This window comes from Pseudomonas sp. 05T35, from assembly GCF_056396605.1.
Genome location: NZ_JBFTLU010000043.1, coordinates 1 through 15,964, shown reverse-complemented (window position 1 = coordinate 15,964; position 15,964 = coordinate 1). Strand labels below are relative to the sequence as shown.

The following is a 15,964-nucleotide window of genomic DNA, read 5'->3' as shown; positions in this document are numbered from 1 at the left end:
GCTGCGACTGGCGTTGAACGTGGCTTCGACCCGGGTGGTGATGCTCCACGGTCAGGACGGCCATGCCGCCGCCGGCAAGGTGATCCAGGCCTTCGGCGAGGTGGTGATCGGCGGTAACTACGTGGTCGGTATCGTGGTCTTCGCGATTTTGATGATCATCAACTTCGTCGTGGTGACCAAAGGTGCCGGGCGGATTTCCGAGGTCAGTGCGCGTTTTACCCTCGATGCGATGCCGGGCAAGCAGATGGCCATCGACGCCGACTTGAACGCCGGCCTGATCGACCAGCCCGCAGCCAAGCTGCGTCGTATGGAAGTGGCCCAGGAGGCCGAGTTCTACGGTTCGATGGACGGTGCCAGCAAGTTCGTGCGCGGTGACGCCATCGCCGGTCTGCTGATTCTGTTTATCAACCTGATTGGCGGTATGGCGGTCGGGATCTTCCAGCATGGCATGAGCTTCGGCGATGCCGGCAAGGTCTACGCGTTGTTGACCATCGGTGACGGTTTGGTGGCGCAATTGCCATCACTGCTGCTGTCTACCGCCGCGGCAATCATGGTGACCCGTGCTTCCGGTTCGGAAGACATGGGTAAGCAGATCAATCGGCAGATGTTCGCCTCGCCCAAGGCGTTGGCGGTGGCGGCCGGTTTGATGGCGGTCATGGGCCTGGTGCCAGGCATGCCGCACTTCTCCTTTCTCAGCATGGCCGCCGTCGCAGCGGGCGCCGCGTATCTGTTCTGGAAAAAGCAGAACATCGTCAAGGTTCAGGCTCTGGAAGAGGTCAAGCGCCAGCAGGAGCTGCTGCCGTCGCCGGCACGGGCCATGGAAACCAAAGAGCTGGGCTGGGATGACGTGACCCCGATCGACATGATCGGCCTGGAAGTTGGTTACCGGCTGATTCCGCTGGTGGATCGTAACCAGGGTGGTCAGTTGCTGGCGCGGATCAAGGGCGTGCGCAAGAAGCTTTCCCAGGATCTGGGCTTCCTGATGCCGACCGTGCACATTCGCGACAACCTCGACCTGGCGCCAAGTGCCTACCGCCTGACCCTGATGGGGGTGATCCTCGCCGAGGCGGAGATTTATCCGGATCGGGAACTGGCGATCAACCCCGGGCAGGTCTACGGCACGCTCAATGGCATCACCGCCAAAGATCCGGCCTTTGGCCTGGAGGCAGTCTGGATCGAAATCAGTCAGCGTCCGCAGGCGCAGTCCCTGGGTTACACCGTGGTTGATGCAAGTACGGTGGTGGCGACTCACCTCAACCAGATTCTGTACAAGCACTCCAGCGAGCTGATCGGCCACGAAGAAGTTCAGCAACTCATGCAATTGCTGGCCAAAAGCTCGCCAAAACTGGCCGAGGAGCTGGTGCCAGGCGTCGTTTCGCTGTCGCAGCTGCTCAAAGTGCTGCAAGCCTTGTTGGCCGAACAGGTTCCGGTTCGCGACATTCGCAGCATTGCCGAAGCCATCGCGAACAATGCCGCCAAGAGTCAAGATACTGCCGCTCTGGTGGCGGCCGTTCGCGTTGGCGTATCGCGCGCTATCGTCCAAAGCATTGTAGGCACTGAGTCCGAGCTGCCTGTGATCACCTTGGAGCCAAGGTTGGAACAAATATTGCTCAATAGTCTTCAGAAGGCAGGACAAGGCTCGGAAGAGGGTGTTCTGCTGGAGCCAAGCATGGCAGAGAAGCTGCAACGTTCGTTGATCGACGCCGCGCAGCGTCAGGAAATGCAAGGTCAACCGGTGATTCTGCTCGTAGCAGGTCCGGTACGCGCGATGCTCTCGCGGTTCGGACGTCTGGCAGTGCCGGGGTTGCATGTGTTGGCGTATCAGGAAATCCCTGACAACAAGCAAGTGACCATCGTTGCGACAGTAGGGCCCAACGGCTGAGGTAGTGGTTTATGCAAGTTAAGCGTTTTTTCGCCGCCGATATGCGTCAGGCCATGAAGCTGGTTCGTGATGAGCTGGGCGCTGATGCGGCCATTATCGGTAATCGCCGGATTGCCGGTGGTGTCGAGCTGACGGCTGCCCTGGATTACAAGCTGTCGGCACTGGCACCGCGTGTACCGAACATTGAACTCGAAGACGAGTTGCGCAAGACCCAGTCGCGGATCGTCACGGCTCAGGCCGAATTGAGCCTGCGTGGCGACGGTGAAGGTGAYGCGAGCGTCGGCACCAATCGCCAGTTGTTTGCCGGCCTGCCGCTGACTGCTGCGGAACCGTTGATCGAGCCGACCTTTGCTGAGCGGCCGCGTCCTGCTCCAGCGCCTGTGCATTCTGCCGGGGTTGATCCGCGGGCTTTCGACTCGATGCGTTTCGAACTCAATGGCCTGCGTGAACTGCTCGAAGTGCAGTTGGGTTCGCTGGCCTGGAATCAGTTGCAAGGCAGTCGCCCGCAGCAAGCCAACCTGTGGCGTCGCCTGCAACGCATTGGCCTGTCCGGTCCGTTGTCGCGCGATCTGCTGGAACTGATTACTGAAATTGAAGAGCCCCGCCAGGCCTGGCGCATGCTGTTGGCGCACCTGGCGCGGATGATCGTGACTCCCGAGATCGAACCACTGGAAGAGGGTGGCGTGATCGCCATGGTCGGCCCTGCCGGCATGGGCAAAACCACGACGCTGGCCAAGCTGGCCGCGCGTTACGTGCTCAAGTACGGCGCGCAGAACATCGCATTGGTGAGCATGGACAGCTTCCGCATCGGTGCCCAGGAACAGCTCAAGACCCTGGGGCGTATCCTCAATGTCTCGGTGACTCACGTCGACCCGGGCCAGTCCCTGGCGCAAGCCCTTGATCCGCTGTTGCGCAAGCGTGTGGTATTGATCGACACCGCCGGCCTGCAGGCCAGTGATCCGGCGTTGCGCATGCAGCTGGAAAGCCTGGCCGGTCGCGGGATCAAGTCGAAGAATTATCTGGTGCTGGCCACTACCAGCCAAAAGCAGGTACTGACTGCCGCCTATCACAGTTACAAGCGGTGCGGGCTAGCAGGCTGCATTCTGACTAAACTGGATGAAACAGCGAGCCTGGGCGAGGTGTTGAGCCTGGCAATCAGCCACGAATTACCTGTCGCTTATCTGACCGACGGGCCACGGATCCCGGATGATCTACATTTACCGCGCCGGCATCAGTTGGTCAGTCGCGCCGTTAGCGTGCAGATGCAGGAAGAACCCAGCGAAGAAGCCATGGCTGATATGTTCGCTGACCTCTACCACAGCCCGGCCAAGCGTGTCGGCTGAGGTAATAATGAATAGATTTGTATCTACATCGATGGCCTGCCATGCATTGTTCACAAGTGAGCGCGCAGCCAGTCATGTAGTCCGCGTCTAAGCAAGACAAGGTAAAGAACGAACATGGGCAGCATGCATCCCGTACAGGTGATCGCAGTGACCGGCGGCAAAGGTGGCGTCGGGAAGACTAATGTGTCAGTGAACTTGTCCCTGGCTCTTGCTGAGCTCGGCCGGCGCGTCATGCTGCTGGACGCCGATCTGGGGCTGGCGAACGTCGACGTCCTGCTGGGGCTCACGCCCAAGCGTACGCTGGCCGACGTCATCGAAGGCCGCTGTGAACTGCGCGATGTATTACTTCAGGGGCCGGGCGGAATTCGCATTGTTCCAGCAGCGTCCGGTACCCAGAGCATGGTTCACCTGAGCCCGGCCCAGCACGCTGGCCTGATTCAGGCATTCAGCGACATCGGCGATAACCTCGACGTATTGGTGATCGACACGGCGGCGGGTATTGGTGAGTCGGTCGTGAGTTTTGTTCGCGCAGCCCAGGAAGTATTGCTGGTGGTTTGCGACGAGCCGACGTCGATTACTGACGCCTACGCGCTGATCAAGCTGCTCAACCGCGATTACGGCATGAACCGCTTCCGCGTGCTGGCCAACATGGCGCAAAGCCCGCAGGAGGGACGAAATCTGTTCGCCAAGTTGACCAAGGTCACGGATCGCTTCCTCGACGTCGCCTTACAATACGTCGGTGCGGTGCCTTACGACGAATGCGTGCGCAAGGCGGTGCAGAAGCAGCGCGCCGTGTATGAAGCGTTTCCTCGTTCCAAGTGTGCGCTGGCATTCAAGGCCATCGCGCAGAAAGTCGATACCTGGCCGTTGCCCGCCAACCCGCGTGGGCACCTGGAGTTTTTCGTCGAGCGTCTGGTGCAGCAAACTGCGGGTCCGGTTCTATGACAGCCAGTGGTTACAACCTGTACAAGAAGTCGGCGCGTGACGCGCAGTACGAACTGATCGAGCGTTACGCGCCACTGGTAAAACGTATTGCCTATCACCTGTTGGCGCGCCTGCCGGCCAGTGTTCAGGTCGAGGACCTGATCCAGGCAGGCATGATCGGTTTGCTTGAAGTGTCGACCAAATACGATGCGAGCAAAGGTGCGAGTTTCGAGACGTACGCGGGGATCCGTATCCGTGGCGCGATGCTCGATGAAGTCCGCAAGGGTGACTGGGCGCCACGCTCGGTACACCGCAATACCCGGATGGTGAGTGATGCGATTCGCTCAATTGAAGCTAAAACCGGGCGTGACGCTAAAGATCACGAGGTTGCGGCCGAACTCCAATTGAGTCTCGACGATTATTACGGGATTTTGAATGACACCTTGGGCAGTCGCCTGTTCAGCTTCGACGATCTGTTGCAGGACGGCGAGCATGAAGGGCTGCACGAGGATGGCGCGAGTGCTCATCTCGAACCGTCGCGTGACCTGGAAGATGAACGCTTCCAGGCTGCGCTGGCGGATGCGATTGCCAACTTGCCGGAGCGTGAGCGACTGGTGTTGGCGCTGTACTACGACGAAGAGCTGAATCTCAAGGAAATCGGTGAGGTCCTGGGGGTCAGTGAATCCCGGGTCAGCCAGTTACACAGCCAGTGCGCAGCCCGTTTGCGGGGGCGTTTGGGGGAGTGGCGAGCGCGCTGACAGCAGTGTGGGGACACTGCGAACGAAACAGGCAGGGTGTAACGCTGTGCCGGTCTTCATCCGTTGTGCTCCAGACAGTCGTCGAGTGCTCTGCCTGATTGATTGAATGGCGTGTTCAGGTGCTGAACGCGTTTAAGACTGCTTGGAGGTCGAATTGGACAAGAACATGAAAATCCTCATCGTTGATGACTTCTCAACGATGCGGCGGATCATCAAGAACCTGTTGCGTGACCTTGGGTTCACCAACACGGTCGAGGCGGACGACGGTATTACCGCCATTCCCGTTCTCAACAGCGGGAGCATCGACTTTCTGGTAACGGACTGGAACATGCCTGGCATGACCGGTATCGACTTGCTGCGCCACGTGCGCGCCGATGAAAAGCTCAAGCACCTGCCGGTGCTGATGGTCACCGCCGAAGCCAAGCGCGAGCAGATCATCGAAGCCGCTCAAGCCGGTGTAAACGGCTATGTGGTCAAACCCTTCACGGCCCAGGCGTTGAAAGAGAAGATCGAAAAAATATTCGAACGCATCGGTTGATGTGCTGAGCCACTGCGCCACGGGGGAGCTATGGAGCAAAGAGAATCTTCACAGGGCGATTTCGAGTCGACCCTGAAAAAACACGCTCACGAACTGGTCGAAAGCCTTGAAAAGGGCAGGTTCGGTGACGCTGTGCAACTGATCCATGAGCTCAATCAGACCCGTGACCGTGGCCTGTACCAGGAGGTGGGCAAGCTCACTCGCGAGCTGCATAGCGCGATCGTCAATTTTCAGATTGACCCGAACATGCCGCAAGCCGAGGAAGTCTCACAGATCACGGATGCCACTGAGCGCCTGTCCTATGTGGTCAAGCTGACCGAAGCGGCCGCAAACCGGACCATGGATCTGGTCGAGAACAGTACTCCGCTGGTCAATGGCCTGAGCACTGACGCCCAGGCCCTGAGCGCGGACTGGGGGCGTTTCATGCGCCGCGAAGTCGGTGCCGAGGAATTCCGCGAACTGGCCCGGCGTGTCGACGGTTTCCTGACGCGTAGCGTCGAGGAGAGCCAGGTCGTCTCGGGCAACCTCAACGATATTCTGCTGGCTCAGGATTACCAGGACCTGACCGGTCAGGTGATCAAGCGCGTGACTCAATTGGTCACCGAAGTAGAAAGCAACCTGCTCAAGCTCGTGCTCATGGCCAGTCAGGTAGACCGCTTTGCGGGCATCGAACATGACCATGAAGCGATGCTGGCTGAAAAAGATCCGCAAAAACATCTCTCTCAGGGTGAAGGTCCGCAGATTCATGCCGATAAAAGAGAAGACGTTGTGTCCGGTCAGGACGATGTGGACGATTTGTTATCCAGCCTAGGATTTTAGAGTTTTAGCATTTTAGGTTTTTTAGGTTTTTAGACCTTTAGGAGCACCCCCTTAATGAGCTTCGGCGCCGATGAAGAGATCCTTCAGGATTTCCTGGTTGAGGCCGGCGAGATTCTAGAGCAACTGTCCGAACAGCTGGTGGAGCTGGAAAGCCGACCAGATGATGCGGATTTGCTCAATGCAATTTTTCGCGGTTTTCACACTGTAAAAGGGGGCGCCGGCTTCCTCCAGCTCAACGAGCTGGTGGAGTGCTGTCACATCGCCGAGAACGTGTTCGACATCCTGCGCAAGGGTGAGCGTCGCGTCGACTCGGAACTGATGGACGTGGTTCTCGAAGCGCTGGACGCGGTGAACAGCATGTTCAGCGAAGTCCGCGAACGTGCACCGATCACCGCGGCTACACCGGAACTGCTGGCGGCTCTGGCCCGTTTGGCCGAGCCTCAAACAGCCGATGTGGCGCAACCAGTTGCAGAAGTGGTTGAAGCACCTGCCGCTGAAAGCGAATCGGGCGACATCACCGACAATGAATTCGAACTGCTGCTGGACTCGCTGAACGCGGTCAAGGCGCAAGCCGAGGCGGGGACGCCTGTAGCCCCGGCACCTGAAGCGGCTGCCGGCAGCGATGAAATCACCGATGCCGAGTTCGAGTCATTGCTCGACCAATTGCACGGCAAAGGCCAGTTCGCCCCTGATGCAGTGGCGGCAGCCCCTGCCGCACCGGCTGCCCCGAAAGCGGCAGGCGACAGCTCCGACATTACCGATGACGAATTCGAAGCACTGCTCGATCAGTTGCATGGCAAAGGCAACTTCGCCGTTGATGCTCTGGAATCGGCAATTGCTGCCGTTCCGGCGCCTGCGGCACCTGTGGCTGCAGCCGCGGGTAGCGATCTGATCTCTGATCACGAGTTCGAATCGCTGCTCGACGAATTGCATGGCAAAGGCAAGTTCACGGAGGTCGGCACGGCTGCTGCTTCGGTGGCGGCGCCAGTTGCCAAGGCTGCAGCGCCAGTACCTGTGGCTAAAGCGCCCGAGCCAAAAGCCGAAGCGCCTAAACCTGCTGCCGCTGCTGCACCGGCCCCAGCTCGCGCACCGGCCTCACCGCCCCCGGAAAAACCGGCCAGTGAAGCCGAGACCACGGTACGTGTGGATACCGCGCGTCTCGACGAAATCATGAACATGGTCGGCGAACTGGTACTGGTGCGTAACCGCTTGGTCCGTCTGGGCCTCAACAGCGGCGACGAAGCCATGTCCAAGGCCGTGTCGAACCTCGACGTGGTCACGGCCGACTTGCAGACCGCAGTCATGAAGACCCGGATGCAGCCGATCAAGAAAGTCTTCGGGCGCTTCCCACGACTGGTTCGCGACCTCGCGCGCCAGTTGAAGAAAGAGATCAACCTGGAGCTGGTCGGCGAAGAAACCGACCTCGACAAGAACCTCGTCGAGGCCCTGGCCGACCCGCTGGTCCACTTGGTGCGTAACTCGGTCGACCACGGTATCGAAGAACCGGCCGATCGTGAGGCGATGGGCAAACCTCGCAGCGGTAAAGTGATTCTGTCCGCAGAACAGGAAGGCGATCACATCCTGCTGTCCATCTCTGATGACGGCAAGGGTATGGACGCTGATGTCTTGCGCGGTATCGCCGTGAAGAAAGGCTTGATGGACAAGGATGCGGCGGACCGTCTCAGCGAGTCCGACTGCTTCAACCTGATCTTCGCGCCGGGTTTCTCGACCAAAACCGAGATCTCCGACGTGTCCGGTCGTGGCGTGGGCATGGATGTGGTGAAAACCAAGATCGCCCAGCTCAACGGCACCATCAATATCTACTCGACCAAGGGCAAAGGCTCGAAGATCGTCATCAAGGTCCCGTTGACCCTGGCGATCATGCCGACGTTGATGGTCATGCTCGGCAACCAGGCCTTTGCTTTCCCGCTGGTCAACGTCAACGAGATTTTCCATCTCGACCTGTCGCGCACCAACGTGGTCGACGGTCAGGAAGTGGTAATTGTGCGGGACAAGGCGCTGCCATTGTTCTACCTCAAACGCTGGCTGGTCAGCTCCGCCGCTCATGAAGAGCAGCGTGAAGGCCACGTGGTGATCCTTTCGGTGGGCACACAGCGGATCGGTTTCGTCGTCGATCAGTTGGTGGGTCAGGAAGAAGTGGTCATCAAGCCATTGGGCAAAATGCTCCAGGGAACCCCGGGCATGTCCGGCGCCACCATTACCGGTGACGGCCGCATCGCCTTGATTCTCGATGTTCCGAGCATGCTCAAGCGTTACGCCGCACGGCGTATTTGATTCTGGTGGAGCGGGGCGACTGAGCCTCGCTCCGTCTAACGGAGTGTTTATGGTAGTCAAAGTCCTGGTGGTGGATGATTCTGGTTTTTTCCGCCGCCGCGTCTCGGAAATTCTTTCAGCAGATCCGAGTATCCAGGTTGTCGGCACGGCGACCAACGGTAAAGAGGCGATCGATCAGGCCCTGGCCCTCAAGCCAGACGTGATCACCATGGACTACGAGATGCCGATGATGGATGGCATCACAGCGGTGCGGCACATCATGCAGCGCTGTCCTACCCCGGTTTTGATGTTCTCCTCGCTGACGCACGAAGGCGCTCGGGTCACTCTCGATGCACTGGATGCCGGCGCGGTGGACTTCCTGCCGAAGAATTTCGAAGATATCTCGCGCAATCCCGAGAAGGTCAAGCAACTGCTGTGCGAAAAGGTTCACAGCATTTCGCGCAGTAACCGTCGTTTCAGCGCCTACAGCGCTCCGGCTCCAGCCGCCGCGCCAGCCCCGGCACCGGCCCCGTCGAGTTTCGGCAGCAGTGCGCCGGCGCCTGTGCGTCCGGCCCCGACGCCGATTCCTGCGCGTGCGCCGGTTGCCAGCACATCGTCGCCGGCACCGAAACGCAAAGCCTACAAACTGGTTGCCATTGGTACGTCAACCGGCGGCCCGGTTGCATTGCAGCGGGTGCTGACACAGCTGCCGGCAAACTTTCCGGCGCCGATCGTGCTGATCCAGCACATGCCGGCGGCCTTCACCAAGGCTTTCGCCGAGCGTTTGGACAAACTCTGCCGCATCAGCGTCAAGGAAGCCGAGGATGGTGACATCCTGCGTCCGGGCCTGGCCTTGCTGGCACCGGGTGGCAAGCAAATGATGATCGACGGCCGTGGCGCGGTGAAAATCCTCCCGGGCGACGAGCGTCTGAACTACAAGCCGTGCGTGGATATCACCTTCGGTTCGGCGGCCAAGTCCTACGGCGACAAAGTTCTGGCGGTGGTCCTGACCGGCATGGGCGCCGACGGTCGCGAAGGCGCGCGTCTGCTCAAGCAGGGCGGCAGCGCGGTCTGGGCCCAGGATGAAGCCAGTTGCGTGATCTACGGCATGCCGATGGCGATCGTCAAAGCCGATCTGGCTGACGCGATCTACGGCCTCGACGATATTGGCAAGCACCTGGCCGAGGCGTGCATCTGATGGATGTCTTAAGCCTCATCGGGATCATCATGGCGTTCATCGCCATTATTGGTGGCAACTACCTGGAAGGCGGTCATCTCGGTGCCTTGGCCAACGGCCCGGCAGCATTGATCGTGCTTGGCGGGACCATTGGCGCTGCGCTGTTGCAGTCGCCGATGAGTGCCTTCAAGCGCGCCATGCAGATTCTTCGCTGGATCCTCTTTCCGCCTCGCGTCGACTTGGCGGGCGGCATCGACCGAGTGGTCAACTGGAGCCTCACCGCGCGCAAGGAAGGTTTGCTCGGTCTTGAAGGGGTGGCGGACAGCGAACCGGACAGCTACTCCCGTAAAGGCTTGCAACTGCTGGTCGACGGCGCTGAGCCCGAGTCGATTCGCAGCATTCTGGAAGTGGATTTCTACACCCAGGAAAGCCGTGACATCGAAGCCGCCAAAGTCTTTGAAAGCATGGGCGGCTATGCGCCGACCATCGGTATCATCGGTGCGGTCATGGGCCTGATTCATGTGATGGGCAACCTGGGTGATCCGTCGCAACTGGGCAGCGGCATTGCCGTGGCCTTCGTCGCGACCATCTACGGTGTGGCCAGTGCCAACCTGGTGCTGTTGCCGATTGCCAGCAAGCTCAAGTCCATCGCGTTGCGGCAGTCGCGTTATCGCGAAATGTTGCTGGAAGGTATTTTGTCGATCRCCGAAGGTGAAAACCCAYGCTCCATCGAGTTGAAGCTTCAGGGCTTCATGGACTAAGGGAATAACCTCATGGCTCGTCGTCGCCAGCATGATGAACACGTCAACCACGAGCGCTGGCTGGTGTCCTACGCGGACTTCATCACACTGCTGTTCGCCTTTTTCGTGGTGATGTACTCCATCTCTTCGATCAACGAAGGCAAGTACAAGGAAATTTCCGAAGCGCTGGTCGGGGTCTTTACCAACTCTGACCATGCCCTCAAGCCGATCCCTATCGGCGACGAGCGTCCGAAGACGGTCACCCCGGCCAAACCGCTGGTCAAGGACAGCGAGCAGATCGATGCCGGCATCGCCCAGGCCAGCAAGGATCCGCTCAAGAGCATTGCCGATGACATCAGTGCGGCGTTTGGCGATTTGATCAGCTCCAATCAGATGACCGTGCGTGGCAACGAGTTGTGGGTCGAGATCGAACTCAACTCCAGCCTGTTGTTCGGCAGCGGCGATGCCATGCCCAGCGATATCGCGTTCAACATCATCGACAAGGTCGCGGCCATTCTGAAGCCGTTCGACAACCCGATTCACGTTGAAGGTTTCACCGACGATCAACCGATCCGCACGGCGCAGTACCCGACCAACTGGGAGCTGTCCTCGGCCCGCTCGGCGAGCATCGTGCGCATGCTTGCCATGCAAGGTGTCAACCCCGGGCGTCTGGCCTCGGTGGGGTACGGCGAATTCCAGCCAGTGGCCAATAACGCGACCGCCGAAGGGCGTGCGCGTAACCGGCGCGTGGTGTTGGTGGTGTCGCGAAATCTCGATGTACGCCGCAGCCTGACCGGTACCGGAACCGCTAATGCAAAACCGGACGCCGCGTTGAAGCGTGCTGGCACACAAACTGCACCGACGACTATCAAGTCGCCGGGACACGAGAGTGCCGTCAATTCTCCGTCACCCGGCTTATAACGTTGAGCTATTTCTCGGTTGTGTTGATTCGACCGGGAGGAACAATCTGAATGAGAGTCTGGGCAGTTGCCAATCAAAAGGGTGGTGTCGGTAAAACCACTTCCTCCATCGCTTTAGCCGGTTTGCTGGCTGAGGCGGGCAAGCGCGTGGTTGTGGTCGATCTCGACCCGCACGGCTCCATGACCAGCTACTTCGGTTACGACCCTGACAGCTTGGAACACAGCAGCTACGACCTGTTTCTGCACAAGGGCAGCGTGCCGCAAGGCTTGCCCGGGCAGCTGTTGCTGCCGACCAGCGACGAACGTATTTCCCTGTTGCCGTCGAGCACCGCGCTCGCCACCCTCGAGCGCCAGTCGCCGGGGCAGAGTGGCCTGGGCCTGGTGATCGCCAAGAGCCTGGCGCAATTGTGGCAGGACTTCGATTACGCGTTGATCGACAGCCCACCGTTGCTTGGTGTGCTGATGGTCAATGCCTTGGCGGCCAGCCAGCAGCTGGTGATCCCGGTGCAGACCGAGCACCTGGCGGTGAAAGGTCTGGAGCGCATGGTCAACACCTTGGCGATGATCAACCGTTCACGTAAACAGGCGCTGCCGTTCAGCATCGTGCCGACCCTGTTCGACCGTCGCACCCAAGCCTCGCTGGGAACCTTGCGGGTGCTGCGCGACATGTACCCGGAAGAAATCTGGCAAGGCTACATCCCGGTCGATACCCGACTGCGTGACGCCAGCCGTGCCGGCCTGACTCCTTCGCAGTTCGACGGCAAAAGCCGTGGAGTGCTGGCTTATCGTGCGTTGCTCAAACACTTGCTGGCCCAACAACTTGTTCCGCAGGTGGCTTGAGGTGAATCTTTTCTCTGCCGGGGTGGGGTGCCAATGAGCCGGCCAGTAAAAATTACCAGCCGACCACAACTGGCGTTGCAGTCCTATCTGGATGCGTTGTTGCAAGACGCGACCGAGGAGTGGTCGTCAGAAGTCGAGGTGTTACCCGAGGTTGTAGAAGTCGTCGAGGTCGTCGAAGCCATTGAGGCGCAAGGCGCACTGGACGAGTTCCAGGCGGCGGTGCTCGAAGAGCAGGCTCGCGATGCACAAAAGCCAGCGGTTGCACCTCCCGTTGTAGCGCCGGTTGCCGAGGCGCCCGTTGTCGTGCCGGTACTGGAAGCACCGGCACCGATTCTGGCGCCGGTTTCAACGGTCGCTCCCTTGCTCAAGGCGCTGGTTGAGCCAGTGGTTGAAGTCCATCTGCCGCCGAGCAACACGCCACCGCCGGTGGTCGGCGATGACCGGCCAAGCTGGGCTGCCGAACCGTTTGAATGCCTGTTGTTCGACGTCGCCGGTTTGACCCTCGCCGTGCCGCTGGTGTGCCTCGGTTCGATTTACTCGTTGGCCGGTCATGAGCTGACGCCGTTGTTCGGTCAGCCGGAATGGTTCCTCGGGATTCTGCCAAGCCAGGCCGGCAACCTGAAGGTGCTGGATACCGCACGCTGGGTCATGCCCGATCGTTATCGCGATGACTTCCGCCAGGGCCTGCAATACGTGATCTCGGTTCAGGGCTACGAGTGGGGGCTGGCGGTGCATCAGGTCAGCCGCTCGTTGCGCCTGGACCCGAATGAAATCAAATGGCGCAGCCATCGGGGCCAACGGCCATGGCTGGCCGGGACGGTGATCGAGCACATGTGTGCGTTGCTGGATGTCTCGGAGCTGGCGGAGTTGATCGCCAGCGGTGGTGCCAAGCACATGGGCGGCGGCAAGCCGGCCCACAAACCTACATAACAAGCAGCTGGCCGCATACACAGTGCGGCCGGGCAGAACACACACCGCCACAGGCGGTTTTTCGAGGGGTCAGGGTATGAATGATAAGGCGTCGTCTGCAAAGGGTTCCGAAGATCCGATCCTGCAATGGGTAACCTTCAAGCTGGACAATGAAACCTACGGCATCAACGTGATGCGCGTTCAGGAAGTCCTGCGCTATACCGAAATTGCTCCGGTTCCGGGTGCGCCAAGCTACGTGCTGGGCATCATCAACCTGCGTGGCAATGTAGTGACTGTCATCGACACCCGCCAGCGCTTCGGCCTGGGCACTGTCGAAGTCAGCGACAACACCCGTATCGTGATCATCGAAGCCGACAAGCAAGTGGTCGGGATCATGGTCGACAGCGTGGCCGAAGTGGTTTATCTGCGTCAGTCCGAGATCGAAACCGCACCTAACGTCGGTAACGAAGAATCGGCCAAGTTCATCCAGGGCGTGTGCAACAAGAACAACGAGTTGCTGATCCTGGTCGAGCTGGACAAGATGATGAGCGAAGAAGAGTGGTCGGAACTGGAGAGTATCTGATTGATTCTCGAGGTTGCTGTCATTGTACTGGGGCTCCTGTGGGCAGGAACCCTGGCGATGTTCCTGGCTTACACGCGCAAACAGCGAGAGCTGGCAGCGCTGCAAGCCCAGGGCGATGCGTTGCGAGATCAGCGCATCAAGGACCTGGCCAAGCGCGTCGACGACTACCAGAACGGTAACGTGCGCATGGGTGAAGACCTGCATGAACTGCGTGCGGTGGTCGGCCCCTTGCCGGACAAGCTGGCCCAGCTTGAGCAGCGCGACCCGTCGAGCCTGTCATTCGCCCAGGCAGCCCGCCTGGTGGGGATGGGCGCCAGCGTCGACGAATTGACCCAGTCCTGCGGCCTGACCCAGGCAGAGGCGGAGTTGATGAGCAAGTTGCACAAGAACTGATTTTTGCGATTGGGCTGAGATTGCCATCGCGAGCAGGCTCGCTCCCACAATGAATTGGCGGCGTTCACACATTTTGTGTCCACCACCGATCCCTTGTGGGAGCGAGCCTGCTCGCGATGGCGTCCTCGAAGTCTCAGTAATCCTCCCCGCGTTCTGTCACATCCCGCTCCACTATCGTCTCCTCAGAACCAAACCCTTGCGGAAACTTGCCCTTCAGTTTCCACGCAAACGCAATAATCTCGGCAATCGTGCGGTAGAGCTCTTCAGGGATGCTTTCACCCAACTCCATCCTCGCCAGTAACTTCACCAGCTCGGCATTCTCATAAATCGGCACTTCATAGTCGCGGGCGATCTTCAGAATCGCTTCGGCCAGTTCGTCATCGCCTTTGGCGGTGAGCGTTGGGGCGCGGCTGCCGTCGTATTTGAGGGCGATGGCCTGGCGCGGTGGCGTGGGGTTGTTCATGCGGTTTCGTCGACCCAGCGTTGTTCGAGACGGGTTTGATTGCCTTGGGGCGGTGTACCGAGGTGGCAGTTCAGGTCGCCCACATTCAGGCCCGATGCCAGCAGCTGCGCGCGCAAGCCATCCAGGTTGCTCTCGATCAGGCTGGCGGTATAAGGCCGTTCGGCCCAGAGCTGGCTGGAGAGTTTGCCCTGGGCCAGCTGTGCCTGGATCTGCAACGGCCCGAGCGGTTCCATGTCGAACGCCAGCTCGACTCGCCAGAGCCGTTGTTTCGGCTCGCGCTCGACGGATTTCTCGTGTTGTTCCTTCTCGGGGGTGTCCTCGCGTTGAAACTTGACCTGCAACGGCACGATGTCTTGCAGGTTACGCATGGGGATTTCCAGCTGCCAGGTGGTTTGCAGCTTGCCATCCTCGGTCATGCCGGTCTGTTCCAGGCTCGACAACTGATGGCTCTGCAGGCGCGAAACGGCTGCGGCGGCCAGGCGCAGCAAATGCTCCAGATCGCCTTCACCTTCCAGGCTTTGCAGCAACCGCGAGGGCAGGGGGAAGTTGCTCGGCTGCGGTTTGGCGCTGACCTGCCCGAGGGTGCCGAGGGCACTGCGGACAAAGCTTGGTAGCACCTGGGCCAGGGTGTTGGCGGCGATGACTGCGTTGAAACTGGTATTGGCCGGCAGGTCGGGGGCCAATTGTGCGATCAATCGCAGCAAATTGCCTTTCAGGTCCGGTGTCAGGGCCGGGTTCTGTCCGGTGAGCAGTTTGCTTTCCAGAAACAGCCCGCTGTTGACCAGCGCCTGCGCCAAACCTTTGGGGGTGCTCAGTTGCTGAACGTCTGGCAGGTCGGCGAGCAGTTTGTCGACGGCGGCGCGCAGGTCGTCGGCGGTGGTGTCGGAGGCTGGCAGGTTTTGCAGGGCATCGATCAGCCCGCTCAATGAGCCTTGGCGACTTTGCTGGGCCAGCAGTTGTTGACTCACCGCCAGTTGCTCCTGACGACTGGCCAGTGGCACGAAGCTCAGGCTTTGCGCGCCCTGGACCAAGGCGCTGAGCAGGCTGCCGATACGTAACGGCTGCGGGCTGTCGATGCTCAGGGTGCTGCCACTGAGCGCGGTATTGAGCACACTCACCAGCGAGCGATAGACCGCCGGCTGCCCCGGTGTTTGCGGCATCAGCTGGGTCGTCAGGACTTTACCTTGCAGCAAGGTGCCGACCGGCAGTTGTGAGGTGTCGAGACGGGTGAGGGTGGCGATGTTGGAGGCGATGGCCTGTTGCACAGTAATCGCCAGACTGCCGGCTGAAGGTTGGCTGACCGTCAGGTTGGTACCTTGAGGCAGAGGCTGGTTGCTGGTGGCTTGCACGGTGGTCTGACGGCCACTGTCCAGAGTGACYTTGAGCAGCAGCTGGAAAGTC

General features: G+C 59.9%; 16 protein-coding genes. 14 read left to right on the top strand and 2 right to left on the bottom strand.

From position 1 onward, the window contains the following. The 14 genes from AC1DH9_RS05395 to AC1DH9_RS05330 form a co-directional block, all read left to right on the top strand. On the top strand, window positions 1-1,882 hold a 1,882-nt coding region (locus tag AC1DH9_RS05395), incomplete at its 5' end, for a flagellar biosynthesis protein FlhA (RefSeq protein ID WP_477807893.1). Window positions 1,883-1,893: 11 nt separating this feature from the next. Further along, complete coding sequence (gene flhF, locus AC1DH9_RS05390) at window positions 1,894-3,225, top strand: flagellar biosynthesis GTPase FlhF (protein WP_427529958.1); 1,332 nt, start codon at window positions 1,894-1,896, stop codon at window positions 3,223-3,225. A 114-nt stretch (window positions 3,226-3,339) separates the two neighbouring features. Next, complete coding sequence (gene fleN, locus AC1DH9_RS05385; protein ID WP_019692370.1) at window positions 3,340-4,170, top strand: flagellar synthesis regulator FleN; 831 nt, start codon at window positions 3,340-3,342, stop codon at window positions 4,168-4,170. Continuing rightward, window positions 4,167-4,907, top strand: a complete 741-nt coding sequence (gene fliA, locus AC1DH9_RS05380; protein WP_007894214.1) for an RNA polymerase sigma factor FliA — start codon at window positions 4,167-4,169, stop codon at window positions 4,905-4,907. Before fleN ends, fliA begins: the two co-directional genes overlap by 4 nt. Before the next feature lie 166 nt (window positions 4,908-5,073). Next, complete coding sequence (locus tag AC1DH9_RS05375) at window positions 5,074-5,445, top strand: chemotaxis response regulator CheY (protein WP_008006721.1); 372 nt, start codon at window positions 5,074-5,076, stop codon at window positions 5,443-5,445. Between the two features lie 30 nt (window positions 5,446-5,475). Beyond that, a complete protein-coding gene (locus tag AC1DH9_RS05370) occupies window positions 5,476-6,264 on the top strand; it encodes a protein phosphatase CheZ (protein ID WP_054596301.1) in 789 nt (262 codons plus the stop codon). A gap of 54 nt (window positions 6,265-6,318) precedes the next feature. After that, on the top strand, window positions 6,319-8,559 hold the full coding sequence (locus AC1DH9_RS05365) for a chemotaxis protein CheA (RefSeq protein ID WP_427539034.1): 2,241 nt from the start codon (window positions 6,319-6,321) through the stop codon (window positions 8,557-8,559). Between the two features lie 49 nt (window positions 8,560-8,608). Continuing rightward, the gene (locus AC1DH9_RS05360) at window positions 8,609-9,736 is read left to right on the top strand and encodes a protein-glutamate methylesterase/protein-glutamine glutaminase (protein WP_427539031.1); all 1,128 of its coding nucleotides are present in this window, start codon (window positions 8,609-8,611) and stop codon (window positions 9,734-9,736) included. After that, window positions 9,736-10,476, top strand: coding sequence for a flagellar motor protein (locus AC1DH9_RS05355; RefSeq protein WP_477807892.1), 741 nt, complete (start codon window positions 9,736-9,738; stop codon window positions 10,474-10,476). Before AC1DH9_RS05360 ends, AC1DH9_RS05355 begins: the two co-directional genes overlap by 1 nt. A 12-nt stretch (window positions 10,477-10,488) precedes the next feature. Then, a complete protein-coding gene (motD, locus tag AC1DH9_RS05350) occupies window positions 10,489-11,376 on the top strand; it encodes a flagellar motor protein MotD (protein ID WP_427539028.1) in 888 nt (295 codons plus the stop codon). Window positions 11,377-11,426: 50 nt separating this feature from the next. Then, window positions 11,427-12,215, top strand: coding sequence for a ParA family protein (locus tag AC1DH9_RS05345; protein WP_054596306.1), 789 nt, complete (start codon window positions 11,427-11,429; stop codon window positions 12,213-12,215). Between the two features lie 33 nt (window positions 12,216-12,248). Continuing rightward, the gene (locus AC1DH9_RS05340; protein WP_427539024.1) at window positions 12,249-13,145 is read left to right on the top strand and encodes a CheW domain-containing protein; all 897 of its coding nucleotides are present in this window, start codon (window positions 12,249-12,251) and stop codon (window positions 13,143-13,145) included. A gap of 76 nt (window positions 13,146-13,221) precedes the next feature. Then, window positions 13,222-13,707, top strand: coding sequence for a chemotaxis protein CheW (locus AC1DH9_RS05335; RefSeq protein ID WP_019692361.1), 486 nt, complete (start codon window positions 13,222-13,224; stop codon window positions 13,705-13,707). Next, complete coding sequence (locus AC1DH9_RS05330) at window positions 13,708-14,100, top strand: DUF2802 domain-containing protein (RefSeq protein WP_427539021.1); 393 nt, start codon at window positions 13,708-13,710, stop codon at window positions 14,098-14,100. It abuts the gene before it with no gap. Window positions 14,101-14,233: 133 nt separating this feature from the next. On the opposite strand, the gene AC1DH9_RS05325 is transcribed toward AC1DH9_RS05330, so the two are convergent. Together AC1DH9_RS05325 and fliK are read right to left on the bottom strand one after the other, a co-directional pair. Beyond that, on the bottom strand, window positions 14,234-14,563 hold the full coding sequence (locus tag AC1DH9_RS05325) for an EscU/YscU/HrcU family type III secretion system export apparatus switch protein (RefSeq protein WP_427539018.1): 330 nt from the start codon (window positions 14,561-14,563) through the stop codon (window positions 14,234-14,236). After that, window positions 14,560-15,964, bottom strand: a 1,405-nt coding sequence (fliK, locus tag AC1DH9_RS05320; RefSeq protein ID WP_477807891.1) for a flagellar hook-length control protein FliK, incomplete at its 5' end; no start/stop codon positions are given. The genes fliK and AC1DH9_RS05325, both read right to left, overlap by 4 nt.

Excerpts from the sequence above, each read along its gene's own strand:
- fleN (WP_019692370.1), top strand. The coding sequence starts at position 3,340 with ATGGGCAGCATGCATCCCGTACAGGTGATCGCAGTGACCGGCGGCAAA.
- fliA (WP_007894214.1), top strand. The coding sequence starts at position 4,167 with ATGACAGCCAGTGGTTACAACCTGTACAAGAAGTCGGCGCGTGACGCG.
- AC1DH9_RS05375 (WP_008006721.1), top strand. The coding sequence starts at position 5,074 with ATGAAAATCCTCATCGTTGATGACTTCTCAACGATGCGGCGGATCATC.
- AC1DH9_RS05370 (WP_054596301.1), top strand. The coding sequence starts at position 5,476 with ATGGAGCAAAGAGAATCTTCACAGGGCGATTTCGAGTCGACCCTGAAA.
- AC1DH9_RS05365 (WP_427539034.1), top strand. The coding sequence starts at position 6,319 with ATGAGCTTCGGCGCCGATGAAGAGATCCTTCAGGATTTCCTGGTTGAG.
- AC1DH9_RS05360 (WP_427539031.1), top strand. The coding sequence starts at position 8,609 with ATGGTAGTCAAAGTCCTGGTGGTGGATGATTCTGGTTTTTTCCGCCGC.
- motD (WP_427539028.1), top strand. The coding sequence starts at position 10,489 with ATGGCTCGTCGTCGCCAGCATGATGAACACGTCAACCACGAGCGCTGG.
- AC1DH9_RS05345 (WP_054596306.1), top strand. The coding sequence starts at position 11,427 with ATGAGAGTCTGGGCAGTTGCCAATCAAAAGGGTGGTGTCGGTAAAACC.
- AC1DH9_RS05340 (WP_427539024.1), top strand. The coding sequence starts at position 12,249 with ATGAGCCGGCCAGTAAAAATTACCAGCCGACCACAACTGGCGTTGCAG.
- AC1DH9_RS05335 (WP_019692361.1), top strand. The coding sequence starts at position 13,222 with ATGAATGATAAGGCGTCGTCTGCAAAGGGTTCCGAAGATCCGATCCTG.
- AC1DH9_RS05325 (WP_427539018.1), bottom strand. The coding sequence starts at position 14,563 with ATGAACAACCCCACGCCACCGCGCCAGGCCATCGCCCTCAAATACGAC.